23 protein-coding genes are annotated in these 22,698 nt (G+C 69.3%); 16 read left to right on the top strand and 7 right to left on the bottom strand.

Annotated features, from left to right (window positions below; all coding sequences use genetic code 11):
- Positions 1 to 238: 238 nt before the first annotated feature.
- Both ABTV91_RS09280 and ABTV91_RS09285 read right to left on the bottom strand, forming a co-directional pair.
- Positions 239 to 1,486: a TIGR03862 family flavoprotein gene (locus ABTV91_RS09280; protein WP_433851167.1), complete on the bottom strand. Its 1,248-nt coding sequence runs from the start codon at positions 1,484 to 1,486 to the stop codon at positions 239 to 241.
- The gene (locus ABTV91_RS09285) at positions 1,470 to 1,901 is read right to left on the bottom strand and encodes an FKBP-type peptidyl-prolyl cis-trans isomerase (protein ID WP_433851168.1); all 432 of its coding nucleotides are present in this window, start codon (positions 1,899 to 1,901) and stop codon (positions 1,470 to 1,472) included. Before ABTV91_RS09285 ends, ABTV91_RS09280 begins: the two co-directional genes overlap by 17 nt.
- Positions 1,902 to 2,101: 200 nt before the next feature.
- Here ABTV91_RS09285 and ABTV91_RS09290 point away from each other — a divergent pair, with 200 nt between their 5' ends.
- From ABTV91_RS09290 to ABTV91_RS09300, 3 genes are all read left to right on the top strand, one after another.
- Positions 2,102 to 2,467, top strand: a complete 366-nt coding sequence (locus tag ABTV91_RS09290) for a DUF6164 family protein (protein WP_433851169.1) — start codon at positions 2,102 to 2,104, stop codon at positions 2,465 to 2,467.
- 27 nt (positions 2,468 to 2,494) lie between these two features.
- Entirely contained in the window at positions 2,495 to 3,241 is a 747-nt protein-coding gene (locus ABTV91_RS09295) for a sulfurtransferase (protein ID WP_433851170.1), read from the top strand.
- A 234-nt stretch (positions 3,242 to 3,475) separates the two neighbouring features.
- Entirely contained in the window at positions 3,476 to 4,465 is a 990-nt protein-coding gene (locus tag ABTV91_RS09300) for an LLM class flavin-dependent oxidoreductase (protein WP_433851171.1), read from the top strand.
- A gap of 105 nt (positions 4,466 to 4,570) precedes the next feature.
- On the opposite strand, the gene ABTV91_RS09305 is transcribed toward ABTV91_RS09300, so the two are convergent.
- A complete protein-coding gene (locus tag ABTV91_RS09305; RefSeq protein WP_433851172.1) occupies positions 4,571 to 5,227 on the bottom strand; it encodes an exopolysaccharide biosynthesis protein in 657 nt (218 codons plus the stop codon).
- Positions 5,211 to 6,527: a hemolysin family protein gene (locus ABTV91_RS09310; RefSeq protein ID WP_433851173.1), complete on the bottom strand. Its 1,317-nt coding sequence runs from the start codon at positions 6,525 to 6,527 to the stop codon at positions 5,211 to 5,213. Before ABTV91_RS09310 ends, ABTV91_RS09305 begins: the two co-directional genes overlap by 17 nt.
- A 276-nt stretch (positions 6,528 to 6,803) precedes the next feature.
- On the opposite strand from ABTV91_RS09310, the gene ABTV91_RS09315 reads away from it, so the two are divergent.
- Together ABTV91_RS09315 and ABTV91_RS09320 are read left to right on the top strand one after the other, a co-directional pair.
- A complete protein-coding gene (locus tag ABTV91_RS09315) occupies positions 6,804 to 7,430 on the top strand; it encodes a DUF47 domain-containing protein (RefSeq protein ID WP_433851174.1) in 627 nt (208 codons plus the stop codon).
- Positions 7,431 to 7,442: 12 nt separating this feature from the next.
- A complete protein-coding gene (locus tag ABTV91_RS09320) occupies positions 7,443 to 8,564 on the top strand; it encodes an anion permease (protein WP_433851175.1) in 1,122 nt (373 codons plus the stop codon).
- Between the two features lie 78 nt (positions 8,565 to 8,642).
- Here ABTV91_RS09320 and ABTV91_RS09325 read toward each other — a convergent pair whose 3' ends face one another.
- Both ABTV91_RS09325 and parE read right to left on the bottom strand, forming a co-directional pair.
- Complete coding sequence (locus ABTV91_RS09325; RefSeq protein ID WP_433851176.1) at positions 8,643 to 10,130, bottom strand: S10 family peptidase; 1,488 nt, start codon at positions 10,128 to 10,130, stop codon at positions 8,643 to 8,645.
- 487 nt (positions 10,131 to 10,617) lie between these two features.
- On the bottom strand, positions 10,618 to 12,507 hold the full coding sequence (parE, locus tag ABTV91_RS09330) for a DNA topoisomerase IV subunit B (RefSeq protein WP_433851177.1): 1,890 nt from the start codon (positions 12,505 to 12,507) through the stop codon (positions 10,618 to 10,620).
- A 162-nt stretch (positions 12,508 to 12,669) separates the two neighbouring features.
- On the opposite strand from parE, the gene ABTV91_RS09335 reads away from it, so the two are divergent.
- From ABTV91_RS09335 to truD, 9 genes are all read left to right on the top strand, one after another.
- A complete protein-coding gene (locus tag ABTV91_RS09335; protein ID WP_433851178.1) occupies positions 12,670 to 12,924 on the top strand; it encodes a hypothetical protein in 255 nt (84 codons plus the stop codon).
- 192 nt (positions 12,925 to 13,116) lie between these two features.
- Positions 13,117 to 14,781, top strand: coding sequence for a CTP synthase (locus ABTV91_RS09340; protein WP_433851179.1), 1,665 nt, complete (start codon positions 13,117 to 13,119; stop codon positions 14,779 to 14,781).
- A 38-nt stretch (positions 14,782 to 14,819) separates the two neighbouring features.
- Positions 14,820 to 15,653: a 3-deoxy-8-phosphooctulonate synthase gene (kdsA, locus tag ABTV91_RS09345; RefSeq protein WP_433851180.1), complete on the top strand. Its 834-nt coding sequence runs from the start codon at positions 14,820 to 14,822 to the stop codon at positions 15,651 to 15,653.
- Between the two features lie 34 nt (positions 15,654 to 15,687).
- Positions 15,688 to 16,209 carry a hypothetical protein gene (locus tag ABTV91_RS09350; RefSeq protein ID WP_433851181.1) on the top strand — a complete coding sequence of 174 codons (522 nt, stop codon included), beginning with the start codon at positions 15,688 to 15,690 and terminating at the stop codon, positions 16,207 to 16,209.
- Positions 16,178 to 17,470: a phosphopyruvate hydratase gene (eno, locus tag ABTV91_RS09355; RefSeq protein WP_433851182.1), complete on the top strand. Its 1,293-nt coding sequence runs from the start codon at positions 16,178 to 16,180 to the stop codon at positions 17,468 to 17,470. Before ABTV91_RS09350 ends, eno begins: the two co-directional genes overlap by 32 nt.
- Positions 17,471 to 17,475: 5 nt before the next feature.
- Positions 17,476 to 17,829, top strand: coding sequence for a cell division protein FtsB (ftsB, locus tag ABTV91_RS09360; protein WP_433851183.1), 354 nt, complete (start codon positions 17,476 to 17,478; stop codon positions 17,827 to 17,829).
- Entirely contained in the window at positions 17,826 to 18,521 is a 696-nt protein-coding gene (ispD, locus tag ABTV91_RS09365) for a 2-C-methyl-D-erythritol 4-phosphate cytidylyltransferase (RefSeq protein ID WP_433851184.1), read from the top strand. Before ftsB ends, ispD begins: the two co-directional genes overlap by 4 nt.
- A gap of 54 nt (positions 18,522 to 18,575) precedes the next feature.
- Positions 18,576 to 19,073 (top strand): 2-C-methyl-D-erythritol 2,4-cyclodiphosphate synthase, encoded by a 498-nt coding sequence (gene ispF / locus ABTV91_RS09370; protein WP_433851185.1) that lies wholly within the window; start codon positions 18,576 to 18,578, stop codon positions 19,071 to 19,073.
- A 168-nt stretch (positions 19,074 to 19,241) separates the two neighbouring features.
- A complete protein-coding gene (gene truD, locus ABTV91_RS09375) occupies positions 19,242 to 20,282 on the top strand; it encodes a tRNA pseudouridine(13) synthase TruD (RefSeq protein ID WP_433851186.1) in 1,041 nt (346 codons plus the stop codon).
- Positions 20,283 to 20,508: 226 nt separating this feature from the next.
- Here the strand turns inward: truD and ABTV91_RS09380 are convergent, their stop codons facing one another.
- Positions 20,509 to 21,048, bottom strand: coding sequence for a Smr/MutS family protein (locus ABTV91_RS09380; RefSeq protein ID WP_433851187.1), 540 nt, complete (start codon positions 21,046 to 21,048; stop codon positions 20,509 to 20,511).
- 173 nt (positions 21,049 to 21,221) lie between these two features.
- Here ABTV91_RS09380 and surE point away from each other — a divergent pair, with 173 nt between their 5' ends.
- A complete protein-coding gene (surE, locus tag ABTV91_RS09385; RefSeq protein ID WP_433851188.1) occupies positions 21,222 to 22,001 on the top strand; it encodes a 5'/3'-nucleotidase SurE in 780 nt (259 codons plus the stop codon).
- The gene (locus ABTV91_RS09390) at positions 21,998 to 22,675 is read left to right on the top strand and encodes a protein-L-isoaspartate(D-aspartate) O-methyltransferase (RefSeq protein WP_433851189.1); all 678 of its coding nucleotides are present in this window, start codon (positions 21,998 to 22,000) and stop codon (positions 22,673 to 22,675) included. The genes surE and ABTV91_RS09390 overlap by 4 nt, the downstream gene beginning before the upstream one ends.
- Positions 22,676 to 22,698: the final 23 nt, after the last annotated feature.

Genomic DNA, 22,698 nt, shown 5'->3' on the forward strand with positions numbered 1-22,698 from the left:
CCGTACATTCCGTTGACCCCACGCCGGGCGAACGCCGCAGCTGCGGACGGGTTTCACCCGAGCCAGCATCCTGAAGCCCCTCTCCCGTCGGGAGAGGGGTTGGGGTGAGGGAACGCACCATGCGCAGTGCAAACACGCATCCACCGCCAAGGCCACACGCGTTTCGAGCCTGATCCGCTTTGCCCGTACATTCCATCGAACCCCGCGCCGGGCGCACGCCGCAGCTGCGGGCCGGGGATCACCCGAGCCAGTCGATCACGCCCTCGGCGGCGCGCAGCGCGCTGGCGTAACAGGCGGTGAGCAGGTAGCCGCCGGTCGGCGCTTCCCAGTCCAGCATTTCGCCGGCGCAGAACACGCCGGGCAGGGCCGGCAGCATCAGTCCCGCGTCGAGCGCCTCAAGGCGCACGCCGCCGGCGGTGCTGATGGTCTCGGCCATCGGCCGCGGCCGCGGCAGGCGCAGCGGCAGGCGCTTGAGCGTGCGCGCCACCGCGTCGAGGTCGCTGCCGGCGTCCTTGCCGAGCACCTCGAACACCAGCGCGGCCTTGGCCGCGTCGATGCCGCTGGCGCGACGCAGGTGCTCGCCGAAGCTGCGCCCCTTGCGCGGGCGCCCCAGGTCGGCGCGCAGGCGCGTTTCATCGCGGCCGGGCACCAGGTCCAGCTCCAGCAGCGCATGGCCGTCGCGGTTGATCGTTTCGCGCAGGTCGGCGGCGATGGCGTAGACCAGGCTGCCTTCGATGCCGTACTCGCTGGCGACGCACTCGCCCTGCAGTTCCCGCGGGGCGCCGTGCAGGTCCCGCCAGTGCGCGACGACCGGCTTGAGCGGGCTGCCGGCATGGCGCTGGCGGAAATGCCCGCTCCAGGCGATGTCGAAGCCGCAGTTGGCCGGCTGCAGCGACGCCACGTCCACGTCCCGCGCGCGCAGCGTGTCCACCCATGCGCCATCGGAACCGAGCTCGGGCCAGCTGCCGCCGCCCAGCGCCAGTACGGTGGCGTCGGCGCTCACCGCGATCTCGCCATCGCTGGTCTGCATGCGCAGCGCGCCGTCGTCGGTCCAGCCCAGCCAGCGATGCTGCACGTGGAAGCGCACGCCCTGTTCCTTCAGCCGTCGCACCCAGCCGCGCAGCAGCGGCGCGGCCTTGCGGTCCAGCGGGAACACGCGCCCGGAACTGCCGACATAGGTGTCCACGCCCAGCCCCTGCGCCCAACGGCGCAGGGCCTCGGCATCGAAGCCGTCCAGCCAGCCGGCGACCTCCGCCGTGCGTTCGCGGTAGCGGCTGTCGAACAGCGGGCGCGGTTCGGAATGGGTGAGGTTCAGGCCGCCCTTGCCGGCGATCAGGAACTTGCGTCCCGGCGAGCCCTTGGCCTCGTACAGGTCGACCGCCAGGCCGGCCGCGCGCAGGCGTTCGGCGGCGAACAGCCCGGCCGGGCCGCCGCCGATCACCGCGACGCGTTTCGCCGCCGGGCCGGGTTCAGCGTGGCTGGACATCGAGCAGTTCGACGTCGAACACCAGCGAGGAGCCGGGCGGGATGGGGCCGGTGCGGCGATTGCCGTAGCCGTAGTCGGCCGGGATCATCAACGTGCGCTTGCCGCCGACCTTCATGCCGGCCACGCCCTCGTCCCAGCCGCGGATGACCTGCTTCTCGCCGAGGTCGAAGGTGAACGGCTCGCCGCGGTCGAGCGAACTGTCGAACTTCTCGCCGTGTTTGTCGGCGGTGCGCTCGTCGTAGATCCAGCCGGTGTAGTGCACCGTGACCTTGGTGCCCGCGACCGCCTCGGCGCCGGTGCCCGGCACGCTGTCGATGCGTTCGAAGGCGGCGATGCTGCCCCCGGGCGGCGGGCCGGGCGGGGTACAGCCGGCGGCGAGCAGGGACAGCAGCAGCGGGGCGAGCAGGCGAGGCATGGGGGACTCCAGGTTGGGGACGGCCGGCGGGTGCGCGGGATCCATGAGAGGGTTGAAGAAGGCGGAGGAAGTGGAGTTCCGCGCGGCGCTCTGCGGGAACTCATGGAAGTGGAATCCCCGCACAGGGATGTGCGGTGCTCTTGTGAGGGACTCACACGGATGCGCAAGGGTAGCGCATCGCCAGCGGGTATCATGGCGCGATGGCGAAACTGCTGCTCAATCTGCGCAATGTCGACGAGGACGAAAGCCGCGAGGTCGGCGAACTGCTCGACCGCCACGGCATCGCCTGGTACCGCACCGAACCCAGCCCCTGGGGCATTTCCTTCGGCGGCATCTGGTTGCGCGACCGCGAGGACCATGCGCGCGCGAAGGAACTGATGGCGGACTACCAGGCCGGGCGCGCGCAGCGCGTGCGCGCCGAGCGCGAGGCGGCGCTGCGCGACGGCACCGCCGAGACGTTCGGCTCGCTGTTCCGGCGGCGGCCGCTGTATGTGACCGCCGTGCTGCTGGGCATGCTGGCCGCGGCGGCGCTGGTGCTGCTGCCGTTCATGCTGCTGCGCGGCTGACGCCCGGCCACGCCGTAAAATACGCCGATGATCGCCAATACCGCCGCCTACCACTTCGTTCCCGTCGCCGATGCCGGTGCCCTGGCCGCCACCCTTCTGGAGCGGGCGCAGGCGCACGAACTGCGCGGCACCATCCTGGTGGCGGAGGAGGGCATCAACCTGTTCCTGGCCGGCGACCGCGGCGGCATCGACGCGTTCTATGCCGCGCTGAAGGCCGATGCGCGCTTCGCCGCCATGCGGGTGAAATACAGCTACAGCCACATGCAGCCGTTCGCGCGGCTCAAGGCCAAGGTCAAGGCGGAGATCATCAGCTTCCGCCGCGACGACGGGCAGCCGCTGGACTACCCGCGCGCGCCGTCCGTGGCCCCGGCCACGCTGCAGCGCTGGCTGCGGCAGGGGCACGACGACGACGGCAGGCGCGTGGTGATGCTGGATACGCGCAACGCGCAGGAGTTCGAGCACGGCACCTTCGCCGGCGCGCTGACCCTGCCGATCGCCCGCTTCACCGACCTGCCGGCGGCGCTGGAGCCGCACCGCGCGGACCTGGCCGACGCCACCGTGGTCAGCTTCTGCACCGGCGGCATCCGCTGCGAAAAGGCCGCGCTGTGGATGCGCAACGACGGCATGGACAACGTGCTGCAGCTGGAGGGCGGCATCCTCGGCTATTTCGAGGAAGTCGGTGGCGACGGCTACGACGGGCGCTGCTTCGTGTTCGACGAGCGCGTGGCGCTGGACCCGCAGCTGCGGCCGCTGGTGGACGACGCAGCGGCCTGACTGCACTCCCCCCGGCAGGAGCGGCTTCAGCCGCGAAGGGGCCTTCGCCCCGCTCCTGCCGCAGCAGTCCGGATAGGCACGTTCGGTGGGTTCAACGGCAAGGCCCTTTCACGGCTGAAGCCGCTCCTGCGGGAATCGGCCGGAAAACAGTGTTCGGCAGGCAGGCGCGGCGCAGGCATGGGAAAACGCGTCCCGCCCCCCATGTCCTGGGGATCTCCTGCCGGAAGCCGCCGCATGATTCCCCTTTCCGTTCTCGATCTGGCCCCCGTCTGCGAAGGCGCCACGCCGGGCCAGGCCTTCGCCAACATGCTCGATCTCGCACGGCATGCCGAGCGCTGGGGCTACCGCCGCTACTGGCTGGCCGAACACCACAACATGCCGGGCATCGCCAGCGCGGCGACCTCGGTGCTGATCGGCCATGTCGCCGGCGGCACCTCGACCATCCGCGTCGGCGCCGGCGGCATCATGCTGCCCAACCACTCGCCGCTGCAGGTGGCCGAGCAGTTCGGCACGCTGGCCTCGCTGTATCCGGGGCGCATCGACCTGGGACTGGGCCGCGCGCCGGGCACCGACCACGCCACCGCCCGCGCGCTGCGCCGCTATTTCGACAGCGCCGACCAGTTCCCGCAGGACGTGAACGAACTGCTGCATTACTTCGAGCCGGCGCAACCGGGGCAGGCCGTGCAGGCGGTGCCGGGCGCGGGCATCGACGTGCCGGTGTGGCTGCTGGGCTCGAGCCTGTTCAGCGCGCGGTTGTCGGCGGCGATGGGGCTGCCGTTCGCCTTCGCCTCGCATTTCGCCCCGGACGCGATGGACGAGGCGGTGGCGCTGTACCGCCGCGATTTCCGTCCCTCCGCGCACCTGCGCGAACCGTGGGTGATCCTGGCGCTGAACGTCGTGGCCAGCGAGTCGGAGGCCCGGTCGCGGCGGCTGTTCACCACCCAGCAGCAGAGCTTCGTCAACCTGCGGCGCGGCCGCCCGGGGCGGATTCCGCCGCCGGTCGACGACATCGAGGCGTTCTGGGAGCCGCACGAGAAGGCGGGCGTGGAGCGGGCGCTGGCCTGCACGGTGCTGGGCGATCCGGCGCAGGTCGGCGAAGGGCTGGCGGCTTTCGCCGCGCGCCATCGCCCCGACGAGATGATGCTCACCGCCAACATCTTCGACCATGCCGCGCGGCTGCGTTCGTTCGAACTGGCGATGCAGGCCTGGCAGGCGCGCCACTGAACTCCGCAAATACCCAGGAGCGGCTTCAGCCGCGAAGAGACTTTGGCGGGGTGTTGAAAGATCCCAGCGAAAGCTCCATCGCGCACTGAAGTGCGCTCCTGCGGGTCAGCTGGTCCAGCGCTGGAACAGCTCGACGGTGTGGCCGACCAGCTGCCCCGAGCCGAGCCCGAAGAACAGGCCGGCGACGACGGCGGCGACCCAGTTGAACAGCATCAGCGCGCCGTCGCGTTCGATCAGCGCCAGCGCGAACAGCAGCAGCTGGAAGCCGAACAGGTAGTTGGTGAAGGGAATCGGCAGCGACAGCAGGAGCCCGACCAGGACCAGCAGCAGGCCAGTGAACACCCGCGCCGGCAGCGGCCCCACCAGCGCCGGCAGGCGCGGCTTGAGCATGCGGTCCAGGCGCCGCAGCGGCCGCTCGATGCGGCCGAGGAAACGGTGCATGGTGCCGCGCTTCGGCCCGCGTCGGGCGATGAAGCCCGGCACCCAAGGCCGCGACAGCCCGCCCATCATCTGCAGGCCGATCAGCAGCACCAGCGGCCCGCTGACCGCGCCGCCGATGCCGGGGATGGGAATGAAGGAGGGCAGGATGGCGATGAACAGGAACACGCCGAACGCGCTTTCCTGCAGGCCCTGCAGCACCTTGCCCAGCGGCTGGTGCTCGTCGGGGTCGCCATGCTCGAACATCGACAGCAGGCTGCGGATGCCCTCGTTGCGGTAACTGCCGCCCTGGGCGTCGTTGTCCCGCTCAGCCGGTGGTGTCATCTGCGTCTTCTTCCGGCAGCCGGCGCAGCAGCAGCTTGTCGATGCGCGCGCCGTCCAGGTCGACGATCTCGATGCGCCAGCCGGCCCAGTCGAAATACTCGCCGGCGTGCGGGATGCGGCCGAAGAAGTGCATGCACATGCCGGCCAGCGTGTAGTAGTCGCCTTCCTCGGCGTCGGGCAGCTCGACCCCGCCCATCAGCTCGCGCAGGTCGTCCACCGGCAGCGAGCCGTCCACCAGCAGCGAGCCGTCCTCGCGGGTGACCACCAGCGCGTCCTCGTCGGTGTTCTCCGGCGCCTGCAGGCGGCCGACCACCGCGCCCATCAGGTCGCTGATCGTCACCAGGCCCTGGATCTCGCCGTACTCGTCCACCACCAGCGCCATCGACTGGTGCTCCTCGCGGAAGATTTCCAGCAGCTTCATCGCGTGGGTGGACTCGGAGACATAGAGCGTCTCGCGCAGGTTCTCGAACAGTGCGTGCCCGTCGCCCTGCAGGCGCCGGGTGACCAGCGACTTGACCTCGAGGATGCCGGCGATGTCCTGGTCGTTGCCGCGGTACACCGGGTAACGCGAGAACGCATGCTCGTGCATGGTCTCCAGGTTCTTCTCCGCCTCGGCGGTGGTGTCCAGCCAGGCGATGCGGTTGCGCGGCGTCATCAGGCTGTCGGCGGTGCGGTCGCCCAGGCGCATGACGCGGTTCATCATGTCGCGCTCGTGCACGTCGATCACGCCCGCCTCGTGGCTCTCGGCCACCAGCATGCGGATCTCTTCTTCGGTCACCGACGCCGAGTCGGTATTGCCCAGCCCCAGCAGGCGCAGCACCAGCCGCGTGGTCCGCGACAGCAGCCACACGAACGGGAAGGCGAGGCTGGCCAGCCAGCCCATCGGCATCGCCACCAAGCCGGCGATGTCTTCCGAACGGGTCAGCGCCAGCCGCTTGGGCACCAGTTCGCCGAAGATCAGCGTGACGAAGGTGATCAGGGTGACCGCCAGCGCCTTGCCCACCGCGCCGGCATAGGCGAAGCCGGGCATCAGGCCCTGGATCCACGCGGCGATGGCCTCGCCCAGCGCTTCGCCGCCGAGGAAACCGGTCAGCACGCCGATCACCGTGATGCCGATCTGCACGGTGGACAGGAAGTTCTCGGGCTTCTCGGCCAGCGCCAGGGCGCGCTCGGCGCGCTTGCTGGTGGCCGACATCTGCTTGAGCCGGCTCTTGCGCGAGGTCATGACCGACATCTCGGACATGGCGAAGAAGCCGTTGAGCAGGATCAGGGCGAAAACGATGAGGATCAGTTCAAACACGGGTCGCTCCCCGGGTCGATGGCAGGGAGGGCGGGATGCTTGCGGTGGCGGCAGGAGCCCTGGAGCGTGTCCGGGCGCCGCGGCGGGGGATAGGGGTCGTCGTCCATAAGGTGCGCCCGAGGGGCGCCGGCGCATCTTAGCAAACCGGCGTGCCGGGCCTGCAACCGCCCATTCATTTTTACCGCCGATGGGGCGGCGGGAATACCCGAGAGGTCATCCAGCCGTCATAATCCGCCCCGGTGCCGTCCCTTCCGCGACGGCGGACAGGCATTCCCAATGTTTTCATTGCAGACCATTTTCGGCTCCGGCAAGCAGTTCTACACCTACCTCGACGAGGCCGCCCAGGCCGCCGCGGACAGCGCCAAGGCGCTGCACGCGATGATGCGCGAGGCCGACCGGCAGCCGGCTCTGGATGCGTTCAAGCTGGCGCGCCTGCGCGAGCGCGCCGCCTCGGACAAGATCAGCCAGGCGCTGGTGGACAGCTTCATGACGCCGATCGAGCGCGAGGACATCGAGGCGCTGGGCTCGGCGCTGTACAAGATTCCCAAGCAGATCGAGAAGTTCGCCGACCGCTACTCGCTGGCCACCCAGCACCTGGCGCAGATCGACTTCGCCCCGCGCGCGGCGATGCTGGAGCAGGCCGCCGACGTGGTGGTGGACATGGTCAAGGACCTGCGCCACATGAACATCGACCGCATGACGGCGATGAACGAGAAGCTGCGCGCGCTGGAGAACGAGGCCGACCGGCTGATGCTGGAGCTGTACCGGGAAATCTACTCCGGGCGCCTGGACAACCTGCAGATGTTCCTGCTCAAGGAGTTCTTCGAGATCCTGGAAAAGGCCATCGACCGCTGCCGCGAGGCCGGCGTGGTGGTCTACCAGATCGTGTTGAAGAACAGCTGACGGGGACGGTCGATGCTCACCCTCGTACTGGTGGTGATCCTGGCAGCCCTCGTCTTCGAGTTCATCAACGGCTTCCACGACACCGCCAACTCCATCGCCACCGTGGTGGCGACCAAGGTGCTCTCGCCCGGCTGGGCGGTGATGCTGGCCGCGGGCATGAACCTGATCGGCGCGTTGACCGGCACCGCGGTGGCGCTGACCATCGCCAACGGCCTGCTCAACACCGACGTGGTCGAGGTCACCCCGCAGGTGATCCTGTGCGCGCTGCTCGGCGGCATCGTCTGGAACCTGATCACGTGGTGGAAGGGGCTGCCGTCCTCGTCCTCGCACGCGCTGATCGGCGGCCTGTGCGGCGCCGGCCTGGCGGCCGCGCACAACAACTGGGACGCGCTGATCTGGTCGCAGAGCGTGGGCAACTGGGCGCAGAACAAGGGCCTGCTGTGGAAGGTGTTCGTGCCGATGATCACCTCGCCGATCGCCGGCTTCCTGCTCGGCATCGTGGTGATGTGCCTGCTGTGGGCGATCATCGCCGGCATGGCGCGCATGGGCGGGCTGCTGCGGCGGCTGGCGCGCCCGCGCTGGGTCAACGCCTTCTTCGGCAAGGCGCAGATCGTCTCGGCCGCCTACATGGGCTTCGCCCACGGCCACAACGACGCGCAGAAGACCATGGGCATCATCGCCATGACCCTGATCGGCGCCGAGGCCACCGGCGCGCTGGACGACCTGCCGTCGTGGCTGGCCTTCATGCACCCGGATGCGCATGCCGGCGACGGCATCGCCATGTGGATCGTGCTGACCTGCGCGGTGGTCATGGCCGCCGGTACCGCCTCCGGTGGCTGGAAGATCATCAAGACCCTGGGCCACAAGATGGTCAAGCTGCACCCGATCCACGGCTTCGCCGCGGAGACCAGCTCGGCCACCATCCTGACCCTGGCCGCGCACTTCGGCATGCCGGTGTCGACCACGCACAGCATCTCCACCGCGATCATGGGCGTGGGTTTCGCCAAGAACCCCAAGTCGCTGCGCATCGGCGTGATCGAACGCATCGTCTGGGCGTGGATCCTTACCATCCCGGCGGCCGGCGGCTGCGCCTACCTGATCCTGAAGCTGCTGGCGCTGTTCGGCTGGAACTGACCGCAACCTTCCGTCGAACGGATGAAGAAAGGCCCGCCGTTCCCGGCGGGCCTTTCGTTTGCGCGCGCGGCGGCGATGTCAGTTGCGCTGGTACATGGCGCGCACGTCGCGGCGGAACGCGGCCTGGCTGTCGGCGCGGCTGTAGAACATGTGCCCGCCCGGGTAGCTGCGCACCTGCACGCGCTGCGGGTCGCTGCCCATGGCCGGCATCTGGTCCACGGTCAGGATCGAGCCCATGAACGGGCACGACAGGTCGTTCCAGCCGTGCGCGATCAGCACCTGCAGGCGCGGGTCGATGGCCACGGCCTGGCGCAGCTGGGTGACCGCGCCGGCGCGCAGGTCGCCGTTGCGGTCCCACTGGCGGTTCACCTCGTAGCTCAGCGCGTTGTAGCGGGCGTCGACCTTCCAGCCGACCACGCGGGTGACGAAGTCCACCATCGCGGTGGTGGTCGGGGCGATGATGCTGTCCAGCAGCGGGTCGTTGGCGCGCTGCTCCGGATCGGTCGGGAACGGGTCGAAGGCGGTCACGTTGGAGTCGTAGCGGCTGCCCAGCGTGCCCTTGTCGCGGAACACCTCGCGCAGGTAGGCCTGGGTTTCCAGGCGGCCGCCGGCGCGGCGCACGAACACCGGGTCCAGGCCGGTCAGCTCGGCGACCCGGCGCAGCATCGCCTCGGTCGCCTGCGGGTCGGAGCGGCCCTTCATCAGCGCGGTGGCGTAGTCGCCGCGGGTGTACTCGACCACCTCGCGCATGGCCGCGTCGGTGAGCCGGCCCTGGCGTTCCAGGTGCGCGGCGGCGATCGAGGGCAGGGTCTGGATCCACGCCATCGGCGAGACATCGCTGTTGTCCTCCAGCGTCGGGCTCAGGTAGGGCGAGACCAGCACCAGCCCGTTCATCGCCACGCCCAGGCGGGTCTGCAGGTAGTGGGTGATGCGCGGACCGCGGTAGCCGCCGTAGCTCTCGCCGGCCAGGTACTTGCGCGAGGTCATGCGCTGGTTCTTCAGCAGCCAGTCGTAGATCGTGCGCGACAGGTATTCGACGTCGGCGGTGGGGGTGAAGAACTGCTTCTTCGCCTCGTCGTCGGCGATGCGCGAGCGGCTGAAGCCGGTGCCGATGGGGTCGATGAACACCAGGTCGGTGAAGTCCAGCCAGGTGCCGGGGTTGTCGCGCAGCGTGGCCGGGGCCGAGGCGCTGTCGCCTTCGCTGCCGAAGGCCACCACCTTCGGGCCGACCGCGCCGAGGTTCAGGTAGACCGACGAGGCGCCGGGGCCGCCGTTGAGGGCGAAGGTGACCGGGCGGTCCTTGCCGGGCACGGTGTAGGCGGTGAACACCACGTCGCCGATGGCTTTGCCCTGCGCATCGCGCACCGGCAGCGAGCCGACCGTGGCGGTGTAGTCGAGCGTGCGGCCTTCCAGGCGCATGCTCTGGCGGACCGAGGCATCGGCCGGCAGCGGTGCGGGCGTGGCCGTGGCGGCCTTGTCTTCGGCGGCGGCATCCGCCTTGGCCGGTATGGGTGCAGCGAGCAGCAGGCCGGCGCCAAGCGCGGCCACGTACAGCAGGTGTTTCATGCGGACGACCACAGGATCAGGGAGCGCTCGATCCTATGCCCGTGCAGGAAGGCGCAAATGTGCCCAAAGCCATGTAGGGCATGACCGCAGGAGCGCACTTCCGTGCGCGATGGGACTCTATCGAAGTCTCGCCGTCTCAAAGCCCCTCTCCCGACGGGAGAGGGATTGGGGAGAGGGAAGGAAGTCTCGTGCAGCCCGGATTTGCAAGGCTTCGCACGTACCCTCATCCGCCCCTGCGGGGCTCCTGCATTCGACACATCCTTGTACCTCACCCTTCGGGCGGCTTCGCCGTGCGCATCGACAATCCTGTCGATGCGTCCCGCAGGGAGAAGGGAGATGCCGTCCGTCGGCAGGACGAGCGATGACGCGGGCCGTCATGCCTCCAGCGACGCCAGATCGCCCTCGCTTTCCCGCCGCGTCTGGCAGGCATGACCGTCGTCGGCATGCCCGCGCCGTCGCCACGACGGGAAGCAGTGAACAGCCGGGATCAGACTTCCAGCGACGCCAGGTCGCCCTTGCTTTCCAACCAGCCCTTGCGGTCGCCGGCCCGCTTCTTCGCCAGCAGCATGTCCATCAGCGAGCGGGTCTGTTCGTCGTCGTCCACGGTCAGCTGCACCAGGCGGCGGGTGTCGGGGTGGATGGTGGATTCGCGCAGCTGCGCCGGGTTCATTTCGCCCAGTCCCTTGAAGCGGGTGACGCTGAGCTGGCCGCGGATCTTCTCGCGCTCGATCTTCTCCAGCAGCGAGCGCTTCTCCTCCTCGTCCAGCGCGTAGAACACCTGCTTGCCCACGTCCACGCGGAACAGCGGCGGCATCGCCACGAACACGTGGCCGGCGGCGACCAGCGCGGGGAAGTGCTTGAGGAACAGCGCGGCGAGCAGGGTGGCGATGTGCAGGCCGTCGGAGTCGGCATCGGCCAGGATCACAACCTTGCCGTAGCGCAGGCCGGACAGGTCGTCCTTGCCCGGATCGCAGCCGATGGCGATGGCCAGGTTGTGCACTTCCTCCGAGGCCAGCACGCTGCCCGAGGCCACTTCCCAGGTGTTTAGGATCTTGCCGCGCAGCGGCAGGATCGCCTGGAAATCCTTGTCGCGGGCCTGCTTGGCGCTGCCGCCGGCCGAATCGCCTTCCACCAGGAACAGCTCGGTGCGCGACAGGTCCTGGCTGATGCAGTCGGCCAGCTTGCCGGGCAGGGCCGGGCCCTGGGTGACCTTCTTGCGGACCACCAGCTTCTCGGTCTTCAGGCGCGCGCTGGCGCGCTCGATGGCGATCTGCGCGATCTTCTCGCCCAGCTCCACGTTCTGGTTCAGCAGCAGGCTGAACGCATCGTGGGCGGCGCCCTCGACGAAGCCGGCGGCCTGGCGCGAGGACAGGCGTTCCTTGGTCTGGCCGCTGAACTGCGGATCGGTCATCTTCAGCGACAGCACGAACGACACCCGGTCCCACACGTCTTCCGGGGCCAGCTTGACGCCGCGCGGCAGCAGGTTGCGGAAGTCGCAGAACTCGCGCAGCGCCTCGGTCAGGCCGGTGCGCAGGCCGTTGACGTGGGTGCCGTGCTGGGCGGTGGGAATCAGGTTGACGTAGCTCTCCTGCACCAGCTCGCCTTCCGGCAGCCAGGCCACGGCCCAGTCCACCGTCTCGGTTTCCTTCTTCAGCACGCCGACGAACAGGTCGGCCGGCAGCATTTCGCGTTCGCCCAGCTCGGCCTTGAGGTAGTCGCGCAGGCCGTCCTCGTAATGCCAGGTCTCGGTCTCGCCGGTGGCCTCGTCGGTCAGCCGTACGGTCAGGCCCGGGCACAGCACGGCCTTGGCGCGCAGCAGGTGGCGCAGCGCGCGCACGTTGAACTTCGGCGTGTCGAAATACTTCGGGTCCGGCCAGAAACGCAGGCGGGTGCCGGTGTTCTTCCGGCCGACCGTGCCGACCACTTCCAGCGGGCTGGCGCGGTCGCCGTCGCGGAAGCTGATGCGGTGTTCGCTGCCCTCGCGCTTGATGTGGATCTCCACCAGCGTGGACAGCGCGTTGACCACCGACACGCCCACGCCGTGCAGGCCGCCGGAGAAGGTGTAGTTGCGGTTGCTGAACTTGCCGCCGGCGTGCAGCCGGGTGAGGATCAGCTCGACGCCGGGGATCTTCTCCTCCGGGTGGATGTCCACCGGCATGCCGCGGCCGTCGTCGCTGACCTCGCAGCTGCCGTCCTTGAACAGCACGACTTCGACGGTTCTGGCGTGCCCGGCCAGCGCCTCGTCCACCGAGTTGTCGATGACTTCCTGCGCCAGGTGGTTCGGGCGCGCGGTGTCGGTGTACATGCCGGGGCGGCGTTTGACCGGGTCCAGGCCGGAGAGGACTTCGATGTCGGCGGCGTTGTAGCGGGCGTTCATGTATCTCGATAAGGCGCTGATGCGACGGGCAAGTTTGCGGTCTGCCGGCGGAATTTGCACGCCGGTGTTCAGTGCGGGGAGAGGCGGGCGGGGGTATCCTGTACCGGCTGGACAAGTACGCAACCGGCCCCTGTGCGTCGGTGGAAACTCCGGAGGATGAAGATGAAATCGTCGAAATTGCTGGTTCTGGCCGTTGCGGTCGCCGCGGCGCTGGCGGTCCCGTTGGTGATGGCGCAGAGCGCCGCCGACAAGGGCAAGGCGGGCGAAGCCGCGCAGAACGCGGCCGTGGACAAGGCGCAGAACGAGGCCGAGCAGAAGGCCAGGCGCCGCGCCGCGGCCGCCGCCCAGGAAAAAGCCAAGGGCGAGCAGTCCGCCCCGCGCGAAGAGGAAGAAGAGGAAGCCCGCAAGCGTCGCTGACGCGGGTCTTCCGGTGTCGATGGACGCCCCGGCGCAGGCCGGGGCGTCTTTTTTGTTAAGCCCCCGCGGCGCCACGGCTCCTGGCCGGGGTCGCCGTGACGCCGGGCCGGATTTTTCGATGTCGCCGCATGCCGCGCTTGGGTGTTCGCGCGACAACCTTTAAACTAGGGCTTTCCGGGAGGCAAGTGAGCCATGACCCCCCTTATTTTCGTTACCGGCGGTGTGGTGTCCTCGCTTGGCAAGGGCATTGCCGCCGCGTCGCTGGCCTCCATCCTCGAGGCGCGTGGCCTGAAGGTCACGATGATGAAGCTGGATCCGTACATCAACGTCGATCCGGGCACCATGAGTCCCTTCCAGCACGGCGAGGTCTACGTCACCGATGACGGCGCCGAGACCGACCTGGACCTGGGCCATTACGAGCGCTTCGTCCATACCCGCCTGAGCCGCAAAAACTCGGTCACCACCGGGCGCATCTACGAGAACGTGATCCGCAAGGAGCGCCGCGGCGACTACCTCGGCGCGACCGTGCAGGTGATCCCGCACATCACCGACGAGATCCGCCGCTGCATCGACGAGGCCACCGAGGGCTACGACGTGGCGCTGGTGGAGATCGGCGGCACCGTCGGCGACATCGAGTCGCTGCCGTTCCTTGAGGCCATCCGCCAGGTGCGCACCGAACGCGGCCCGGAGAAGGCGCTGTTCATGCACCTGACGCTGGTGCCGTACATCGGCGCCGCCGGCGAGCTGAAGACCAAGCCGACCCAGCATTCGGTCAAGGAGCTGCGCTCGATCGGCATCCAGCCGGACGTGCTGCTGTGCCGCTCCGAGCAGGCCATCCCCGATTCGGAACGGCGCAAGATCTCGCTGTTCACCAACGTCTCCGAGCGCGCGGTGATCAGCGTGCCGGACGTGGACGTGCTGTACCGCGTGCCGATGGGCCTGCATGCGCAGGGCCTGGACGAGATCGTGGTCAACCAGCTCAAGCTCGCCGACAAGGCCGGCCCGGCCGACCTTTCCGAGTGGGAGGCGGTGCTGGATGCGGCGCTGCACCCGCTGGACGAGGTGACCATCGCCGTGGTCGGCAAGTACGTGGACCACCAGGATGCCTACAAGTCGGTCGGCGAGGCGCTCAAGCATGGTGGCCTGCGCCAGCGCACCCGCGTCAACCTCAAGTGGCTGGAAGCGCAGGACCTGGAAGAATCCGGCATGTCGGCGCTGGAAGGCGTGGACGGCATCCTGGTGCCGGGCGGCTTCGGCGACCGCGGTTTCGAGGGCAAGGTGCTGACCTCGCAGTACGCCCGCGAACACCGGCTGCCGTACTTCGGCATCTGCTACGGCATGCAGGCGGCGGTGGTGGACTACGCCCGCCACGTGGCCGGGCTGGAAGGCGCCAACAGCACCGAGAATGACCGCCAGTCGCCGAACCCGGTGATCGGCCTGATCACCGAGTGGCGCACCGCCAGCGGCGAGGTCGAGAAGCGCGACGAGAAGTCCGACCTGGGCGGCACCATGCGCCTGGGCCTGCAGGAGCAGCGCCTGAAGCCGGGCACGCTGGCGCGCGAGCTGTACGGCAAGGACGTGGTGGCCGAGCGCCACCGCCACCGCTACGAGTTCAACAACCGCTACCGCACCCAGCTGGAGGACGCCGGCCTGGTGATCTCCGGCAAGTCGATGGACGACACGCTGGTGGAAGTGGTGGAACTGCCGCGCGACGTGCACCCGTGGTTCCTGGCCTGCCAGGCGCACCCGGAGTTCCTGTCCACACCGCGCGGCGGGCACCCGCTGTTCATCGGCTTCATCCGCGCCGCGCGCGAGAAGAAGGCCGGCGGCAAGCTGCTGAAGGAAGCGCGGGCCTGATGCGGCCCGCCTGACGCCTCAATCAACCGGGAAACCGCATGAAACTCTGTGGATTTGAAGTAGGCCTGGACCAGCCGCTGTTCCTGATCGCCGGCCCCTGCGTGATCGAGTCGATGCAGCTGCAGCTCGACACCGCCGGCAGGCTCAAGGAAATCACCGACAGGCTGGGGATGAATTTCATCTTCAAGTCCAGCTTCGACAAGGCCAACCGCACCTCCGGCACCAGCTTCCGCGGCCCGGGCCTGGAAGAGGGCCTGAAGGTGCTGGCCGAGGTGAAGAAGCAGATCGGCGTGCCGGTGCTGACCGACGTGCACGAGTACACGCCGATGGACGAAGTGGCCTCGGTCGTCGACGTGCTGCAGACCCCGGCCTTCCTGGTGCGCCAGACCGACTTCATCAGGAAGGTGTGCAGCGCCGGCCGCCCGGTGAACATCAAGAAGGGCCAGTTCCTGTCGCCGTGGGACATGAAGCCGGTGGTGGAGAAGGCCAAGTCCACCGGCAACAACGACATCATGGTCTGCGAGCGCGGCGCCAGCTTCGGCTACAACAACCTGGTCAGCGACATGCGCTCGCTGAGCGTGATGCGCGATACCGGCTGCCCGGTGGTGTTCGACGCGACCCATTCGGTGCAGCTGCCGGGCGGGCAGGGCAGCAGTTCCGGCGGCCAGCGCGAGTTCGTGCCGGTGCTGGCGCGCGCGGCGGTGGCGGTCGGCGTGGCCGGCCTGTTCGCCGAAACCCATCCCGATCCATCCAAGGCGCTGTCCGATGGTCCCAATGCGTGGCCGCTGGACAAGATGGAGGCGCTGCTGGAAACCCTGCTGGCGCTGGATTCGATCACCAAGAAGAACGGGTTCCTCGAATCCACGATCTGATGACCGGCGGCGAGCCAATGCGGGAGGTGGGTGCATGAAGCGGATTGCGCTGACCGTGGCCTGTGCGTTGGCTGCCGGTCATGCAGCGGCCTGCTCCACGTTTCCGCGGCTTGTCACTCCGGAACCTCGCGAAGCCGCGCAAGCCGCCGATATCGTGGCCGTCATCCATGTCGATCATGTCGCACGCTTGACCGCGGAGGAACTGGCTGAGACACATCGCCTTTTCACGACAGTATCCGGCGGGCCCGTTGTGCCGCCCGCCCCCTCGGTGCGCTTCACCGTGCGCCGTCTGCTCAAGGGCACGATTCCGGACGATGCGCTGATCCGCAATGGTCCCACCAGTTGCGAGGTCACTCTGGCGGAAGGCCGGGATTACGTATTGTTCGCAATGAAACCAGCTGCGCCGGGCGACCGCATCGTGCCGATGGATGGTACCTTTCTGCTGGAAAACACCTCTGGCTACGCCGCCAAACTGGCCGCCGTGGAATCCTCCCTCTCCCACCCCGACCCGACCCGACCCAACCATGACCAACATCGCAAAGATCCACGCACGTGAAATCCTCGACAGCCGTGGCAACCCCACGCTGGAAGCCGAAGTCACCCTGGCCGACGGCGCGTTCGGTCGTGCCGCGGTGCCCTCGGGTGCCTCCACCGGCACCAAGGAAGCGGTGGAGCTGCGCGATGGCGACAAGACCCGTTACCTGGGCAAGGGCGTGCGCGATGCGGTGGCCAACATCAATGGCCCGATCGCCGCGGCGCTGAAGGATTTCGATGCCGGGGACCAGGCCGGCCTGGACCGCCGCCTGATCGACCTGGACGGCACCGAGAACAAGGGCCGCCTGGGCGCCAACGCGCTGCTGGGCGTTTCGATGGCCGCCGCGCACGCCGCCGCCGCCTCGAAGAAGCAGGCGCTGTGGCAGTACCTGGCCGGCAGGACCGGCGCCACGCCGTCGCTGCCGGTGCCGATGATGAACATCATCAACGGCGGTGCGCACGCCGACAACAACGTGGACTTCCAGGAGTTCATGGTGCTGCCGGTCGGCTTCGGTTCGTTCAGCGAATCGCTGCGCGCCGGCACCGAAATCTTCCACGCGCTCAAGTCGGTGCTCAAGGGCCATGGCCTGAGCACGGCGGTCGGCGACGAAGGCGGCTTCGCCCCGGACTTCCGTAGCAACGTCGAGGCGCTGGACACCATCCTGGAAGCCATCGGCAAGGCCGGCTACACCGCTGGCGAGGACATCCTGCTGGGCCTGGACGTGGCGTCCAGCGAGTTCTACGAGAACGGCAAATACAACCTGGTCGGCGAGAACAAGCGCCTGACCTCCGAGCAGTTCGTCGATTTCCTGGCCGACTGGACCGCGCAGTACCCGATCATCACCATCGAGGACGGCCTGGCCGAGAACGACTGGGCCGGCTGGAAGCTGCTGACCCAGCGCATCGGCGGCAAGGTGCAGCTGGTCGGCGACGACCTGTTCGTCACCAACCCGAAGATCTTCGCTGAAGGCATCGAGTCGGGCACCGCCAACGCGATCCTGATCAAGGTCAACCAGATCGGCACCCTGACCGAGACGCTGGAAGCGATCGCCATGGCCGACAAGGCGCACTACGCGGCGATCGTCTCGCACCGCTCGGGCGAGACCGAGGACACCACCATCGCCGACATCGCCGTGGCCACCACCGCCACCCAGATCAAGACCGGCTCGCTGTGCCGCAGCGACCGCGTGGCGAAGTACAACCAGCTGCTGCGCATCGAGGAAGCGCTCGGCGGCAACGCGCGCTACGCTGGGCGTGACGCGTTCGTCTCGCTCAAGCGCTGACGCCGATGCGTGACTGGCGCTGGCTGCTGCTGGTGCTCGCGGTACTGCTGGCGCTGCTGCAGTACCGCTTCTGGTTCGGTCCGGGCAATTCGGGCGAGGTGATGATGCTCGAGGCCCAGGTCGCCAACCAGAAGCGCGACAACGAAGGCCTGCAGCAGCGCAACGACGCGCTCGCCGCCGAGGTCAAGGACCTCAAGGAAGGCGAGGCCGCCATCGAGGAGCGCGCGCGCAGCGAACTGGGCATGATCAAGCCCGGCGAGAAGTTCTACCGCGTGGTCGAGAACGCGCCGGCTGCCCGGCCGGCCGCGGCCGCCGCGCAGGCGGGCGCGCATGACGCGGCGCAGGAGGTCGTGCCATGACCACCCAGGTCTGGGCCGTGGTGCCCGCCGCCGGCCGCGGTACCCGCTTCGGCGGGCCGGTGCCCAAGCAGTACCTGATGGCCGCTGGCGAGCCGCTGCTGGCGCATGCGCTGGCGGCGCTGCTGTCGCATCCGGGCGTTGCCGGGGTGATGGTGGCCATCGCCGAGAACGATGCCGACTGGCCCGGCTGGAGCGATTTCGCCGGCAAGCCGGTGCTGACCTGCACCGGCGGCGATACCCGCGCCGCCTCGGTGCTGGCCGGGTTGCAGGCGCTGCCGGAGAGTGTGCGCGCCGACGATTTCGTGCTGGTGCACGACGCGGCGCGGCCGAACCTGCCGGCGGTCGACCTGGGCCGCCTGCTGGAAGTGGGGCGCGCCGACCCGGTCGGCGCGATCCTCGCCGCACCGGTGCGCGACACGCTCAAACGCGCCGGCGACGATGGCGGCATCGACCGCACCGAACCGCGCGAGCGGCTGTGGCGCGCGCTGACGCCGCAGCTGTTCCGCCGCCACCAGCTGACGCGCGCCCTGGCCGAAGCCACCGGCGCCGGCATCGAAGTGACCGACGAGGCCATGGCCATGGAGCGCCAGGGCGCGCGTCCGCTGCTGGTCGAAGGCGACGAGTGCAACTTCAAGGTCACCACGCCGGCCGACCTGGCCCGCTTCGAGTTCGAGCTGTCGCGGCGCGGCTGAATCCCTGTCCGGCGACGCGACGCCGGGCCTGACACGACAATCCGGTCCGAAGCCATGAATCCTCCTTCCTTTCCTCCCATCCGCATCGGCCAGGGCTACGACGTGCACGCCTTCGGCGAAGGCGACCACATCATGCTCGGCGGTGTGCGCGTGCCGCACCGCTGCGGCGTGCTCGCCCACAGCGACGGCGACGTGATCCTGCATGCGCTGTGCGACGCCATGCTGGGCGCGCTGGCGCTGGGCGACATCGGCCAGCATTTCCCGCCCAGCGATGAGCGCTGGAAGGGTGCGGACAGCAGCGAGTTCGTGCGCCACTGCGACGGCCTGCTGCGCGCGCGCGGCTGGCAGGTGGGCAATGCCGACATCACTGTGATCTGCGAGCGGCCCAAGGTCGGCCCGCACGCGCTGGCGATGCGCGAAACGGTGGCGGGGCTGCTGGGCATCGGCCTGGACCGGGTCAGCATCAAGGCCACCACCAGCGAGAAACTGGGCTTCACCGGCCGCGAGGAAGGCATCGCCGCTCAGGCGGCGGTGCTGCTCGTAGCCGCGTAACCGCCGTCACCCATCGCCCGCATCTTCGTAGGAGCGGCTTCAGCCGCGAAGGGCTTTCGCGCAGCCTTGCCTTTCCGCGGCCGGCAGGGAGGTTGTTCGGGACAGCCCCTTCGCGGCTGAAGCCGCTCCCACGAAGATGCGGGCCCGACATCGTTCCACAGGACTGACATGACCGATATTCCCGCGCTTCCCCTTGCCTATGGCGCACCGGTGCTGAACGCGTTGATGCGCAGCGTGCCGGAGGATTTCCAGGTCGACGAACTGCCTGCCTTCGAGGCGAGCGGCGAGGGCGAGCACCTGCTGCTGGACATCCGCAAGCGCGGCGCCAACACCGTGGCCGTGGCCAGGCAACTGGCGCAGTGGGCCGGGGTGCCGGAGATGGGCGTCAGCTATGCAGGGCAGAAGGACCGGCACGCGGTGACCACGCAGCGTTTCAGCGTGCACCTGCCACGGCGCGTGGCCCCCGACCTGGCGCTGCTGGAATCGGACGAGGTCCATGTGCTGGCATCGACCTGGCACAACCGCAAGCTGCAGCGCGGCGCGCTGGCCGGCAACCGCTTCACGCTGGTGCTGCGCGAGGTGCGGGGCGAGCGCACCGCCATCGGCGAGCGCCTGCAGGCCATCGCCTCGCGCGGCCTGCCCAACTGGTTCGGTGAGCAGCGGTTCGGCCGCGACGGCGGCAACGTGCCGGCCGCGCTGGCGATGTTCGCCGGCCGCCGGGTGCGCAAGGACCAGCGCTCCATGTTCCTCTCGGCGGCGCGCTCGGCGCTGTTCAACCGCGTGCTCGCCGCGCGCGTGGAGCAGGGCAGCTGGGACGGCGCGCTGGACGGCGAGGTGTGGATGCTCGACGGCAGCCGCTCGGTGTTCGGCCCCGAACCGATGAGCGAGGCGCTGGCCGAACGGCTGGCGCGTTTCGACATCCATCCCAGCGGGCCGTTGTGGGGAGCGGGCGAACTGCGCGCCACCGGCGCGGCGCTGGAACTGGAGCAGGCCGCGCTGGCCGACGAACAGGCGCTGGCGCTGCGCGCCGGCCTGGAACAGGCCGCCCTGAAGCAGGAGCGGCGCGCGCTGCGGCTGCGGCCGGCGCTGATGCGGCACGCTTGGCTGCAGGACGACGTGCTGGAGCTTTCCTTCGCGTTGCCGCCGGGCTGCTATGCCACCGCGGTGCTGCACGAGCTGGGCGAGGTGCAGGACGCTTCGCAGGCCTGAGCCTGCAGGAGCGCACCGCCTCCATAGGATCGGCGCGGTTTCCCGCGTAGGTGCCGGGCTTGCCCGGCACGAGGCTTCACCGGGAAAGCTCATGCGGGGCAAGCGCCGCCTCTACGGAAGCGACATGCCGCCATTGCAGGAGCGAGGTAAGCGGCCGGGGTTCTGCCGGCAGAGTCCCGCTCGTGACCTGCGTCGCTCCTGCAGAATCAGGGCAGTCGCAGGCCGCTCAGCGCCGCGCCAGCAGCACCAGCACCGCGCCGGTGCCGCCCTGGGCCGGCGGCGCCGAATGGAAGGCCAGCACGTCGTTGCGCTGGCGCAGCAGGCGGTCCACCAGATTCTTCAGCACCGGCGCGCCGCCATCGGACTGCAGGCCCTTGCCGTGGATGATGCGCACGCAGCCATGGTCGTGCGCATGCGCTTCGAGCAGGAACTTGCGCAGCAGGTGCTCGGCCTGGGCCGCGTTGGCGCCATGCAGGTCCAGTTCGTCCTGCACCGAATACTGGCCGCGCCGGAGCCGCTGGAACATGCGCGCGGGCAGCGTGTCGCGGCGGTAGCTGGCCACGTCGCCGGCTTCCAGCGGCGCACCCGACTGCAGTAGCCGGGCGAATTCGCCCAGCGCCTGCGCCTCGTCCTGTTCGGCCATGCGCGCGCGCGGCTTCGGGCGCGGGCGGGTGATGGCCGGCGTTTCCACCTTGCGCAGCGGCTTTACTTCGCCGATGGCCGAGCGGAACAGGGCGCCGTCGTCTTCGTCTTCTGGGTGCGACATGCGCATAGCGTAACGGCTGCGGCGATGGGGAGGGCGTCACGGGAAGGCGACGGACGCATTCCGGTATCATGCCGGATCGGGCCATGCCGGCCGGTGTGCAGCACACCGGCGGGATGGCGGTGGACGGCGAGGCAGCGGGAGCGCCGTCATGGATTCAGCGATTCAGGTCTTCAATGCGCGTACTTGTAAGCAACGACGACGGCGTGGACGCCCCCGGCATCAGGATGCTCGCCGAGGAACTGCGCAATGCCGGGCATGAGGTCACCGTGGTGGCGCCGGACCGCGACCGTTCCGGCGCCAGCAACTCCCTTACCCTGGACCAGCCGGTGCGGCTGCGCCGGATCGACCACTACACCTGCGCGGTGAGCGGCACGCCCACCGACTGCGTGCACCTGGCGCTGACCGGCATGCTCGAGCACGAGCCGGACATCGTGGTCTCGGGCATCAACAACGCCGCCAACCTCGGCGACGACGTGATCTATTCCGGCACGGTGTCGGCGGCGATGGAAGGGCGTTTCCTCGGCCTGCCGTCGGTGGCGGTGTCGCTGGTGACCCAGCGCCACGAGGCCAGGAACTTCCTCAGCGCCGCGCGCGCGGCCATCGAGATCGTGGCGCGGCTGAAGGCCGATCCGCTGCCGGCCGACACCATCCTCAACGTCAACGTGCCGGACCTGCCGTGGGAGGAGATCCGCGGTTTCGAGGTGACGCGGCTGGGCAACCGCCACCGCGCCGAGGCCTGCATCCCGGCCACCGACCCGCGCGGCAACACCGTGTACTGGATCGGCCCGGCCGGCTCCGAGCAGGACGCCGGACCTGGCACCGATTTCCACGCGGTGCGCACCGGCCATATCTCGATCACCCCGATCCAGGTGGACCTGACCCGCTATGAGGCGCTGGAGAAGGTCGCCAGCTGGGTCGGCGGGCTGTCGGCGACGCTGGAGCGCCCGGCATGACGCCACGCCTGCGTCTTTCCCCCGAAGCGGTCGGCAGCGGCATGACCTCGCAGCGCGTGCGCGACCGGCTGGTCGACCGCCTGCGCGAGGCGGGCATCGGCGACGAGCGCGTGCTCAACGCGGTGCGCGTGGTGCCGCGGCACCTGTTCATCGACGAGGCGCTGGCCTCGCGCGCCTACGAGGACACCGCGCTGCCGATCGGCCATGGGCAGACCATCTCCCAGCCGTGGGTGGTGGCGCGCATGACCGAAGCGGTGCTGCAGACGGCGCCGAAGACGGTGCTGGAAGTGGGCACCGGTTCGGGCTACCAGGCGGCGATCCTGGCGGCGGTGGGGCTGGAGGTATTCACCGTCGAACGCATCGGCGACCTGCTGCGCCAGGCGCGCAAGCGCCTGCGGCAGCTGGGCATGAACGTGCGCAGCAAGCATGACGACGGCCGCATCGGCTGGCCCGAGCATGGCCCCTACGACGCCATCGTCGTCACCGCCGCCGCGCCGGCGCTGGTGGACGCGCTGGTCGAACAGCTGGCTGTCGGCGGCCGCCTGGTGGCGCCGGTCGGCGGCCCGGGCGGGCAGATGCTGCTGCAACTCAGCCGGCAGGCCGACGGCGGCATCGTGCAGGAGGAACTGGCGCCGGTCAGCTTCGTGCCGCTGCTGTCTGGCATGCTGGACTGAACACGCTGGACTGACACGGGAAC

It is taken from the genome of Stenotrophomonas nitritireducens, from assembly GCF_050984405.1.
GTDB classification, from domain to species: domain Bacteria; phylum Pseudomonadota; class Gammaproteobacteria; order Xanthomonadales; family Xanthomonadaceae; genus Stenotrophomonas; species Stenotrophomonas nitritireducens_B.

Bases quoted from the DNA above. Each gene is read 5' to 3' on its own strand.
- ABTV91_RS09350 (WP_433851181.1), top strand. From the start codon at position 15,688: ATGAAGCGGATTGCGCTGACCGTGGCCTGTGCGTTGGCTGCCGGTCAT.
- ABTV91_RS09280 (WP_433851167.1), bottom strand. From the start codon at position 1,486: ATGTCCAGCCACGCTGAACCCGGCCCGGCGGCGAAACGCGTCGCGGTG.
- ABTV91_RS09325 (WP_433851176.1), bottom strand. From the start codon at position 10,130: ATGAAACACCTGCTGTACGTGGCCGCGCTTGGCGCCGGCCTGCTGCTC.
- ispF (WP_433851185.1), top strand. From the start codon at position 18,576: ATGAATCCTCCTTCCTTTCCTCCCATCCGCATCGGCCAGGGCTACGAC.
- ABTV91_RS09335 (WP_433851178.1), top strand. From the start codon at position 12,670: ATGAAATCGTCGAAATTGCTGGTTCTGGCCGTTGCGGTCGCCGCGGCG.
- ABTV91_RS09390 (WP_433851189.1), top strand. From the start codon at position 21,998: ATGACGCCACGCCTGCGTCTTTCCCCCGAAGCGGTCGGCAGCGGCATG.
- ABTV91_RS09300 (WP_433851171.1), top strand. From the start codon at position 3,476: ATGATTCCCCTTTCCGTTCTCGATCTGGCCCCCGTCTGCGAAGGCGCC.
- ABTV91_RS09315 (WP_433851174.1), top strand. From the start codon at position 6,804: ATGTTTTCATTGCAGACCATTTTCGGCTCCGGCAAGCAGTTCTACACC.
- parE (WP_433851177.1), bottom strand. From the start codon at position 12,507: ATGAACGCCCGCTACAACGCCGCCGACATCGAAGTCCTCTCCGGCCTG.
- ispD (WP_433851184.1), top strand. From the start codon at position 17,826: ATGACCACCCAGGTCTGGGCCGTGGTGCCCGCCGCCGGCCGCGGTACC.
- ABTV91_RS09290 (WP_433851169.1), top strand. From the start codon at position 2,102: ATGGCGAAACTGCTGCTCAATCTGCGCAATGTCGACGAGGACGAAAGC.
- ftsB (WP_433851183.1), top strand. From the start codon at position 17,476: ATGCGTGACTGGCGCTGGCTGCTGCTGGTGCTCGCGGTACTGCTGGCG.
- surE (WP_433851188.1), top strand. From the start codon at position 21,222: ATGCGCGTACTTGTAAGCAACGACGACGGCGTGGACGCCCCCGGCATC.
- truD (WP_433851186.1), top strand. From the start codon at position 19,242: ATGACCGATATTCCCGCGCTTCCCCTTGCCTATGGCGCACCGGTGCTG.
- ABTV91_RS09285 (WP_433851168.1), bottom strand. From the start codon at position 1,901: ATGCCTCGCCTGCTCGCCCCGCTGCTGCTGTCCCTGCTCGCCGCCGGC.
- ABTV91_RS09305 (WP_433851172.1), bottom strand. From the start codon at position 5,227: ATGACACCACCGGCTGAGCGGGACAACGACGCCCAGGGCGGCAGTTAC.
- ABTV91_RS09340 (WP_433851179.1), top strand. From the start codon at position 13,117: ATGACCCCCCTTATTTTCGTTACCGGCGGTGTGGTGTCCTCGCTTGGC.
- eno (WP_433851182.1), top strand. From the start codon at position 16,178: ATGACCAACATCGCAAAGATCCACGCACGTGAAATCCTCGACAGCCGT.
- ABTV91_RS09380 (WP_433851187.1), bottom strand. From the start codon at position 21,048: ATGTCGCACCCAGAAGACGAAGACGACGGCGCCCTGTTCCGCTCGGCC.
- ABTV91_RS09320 (WP_433851175.1), top strand. From the start codon at position 7,443: ATGCTCACCCTCGTACTGGTGGTGATCCTGGCAGCCCTCGTCTTCGAG.
- kdsA (WP_433851180.1), top strand. From the start codon at position 14,820: ATGAAACTCTGTGGATTTGAAGTAGGCCTGGACCAGCCGCTGTTCCTG.
- ABTV91_RS09295 (WP_433851170.1), top strand. From the start codon at position 2,495: ATGATCGCCAATACCGCCGCCTACCACTTCGTTCCCGTCGCCGATGCC.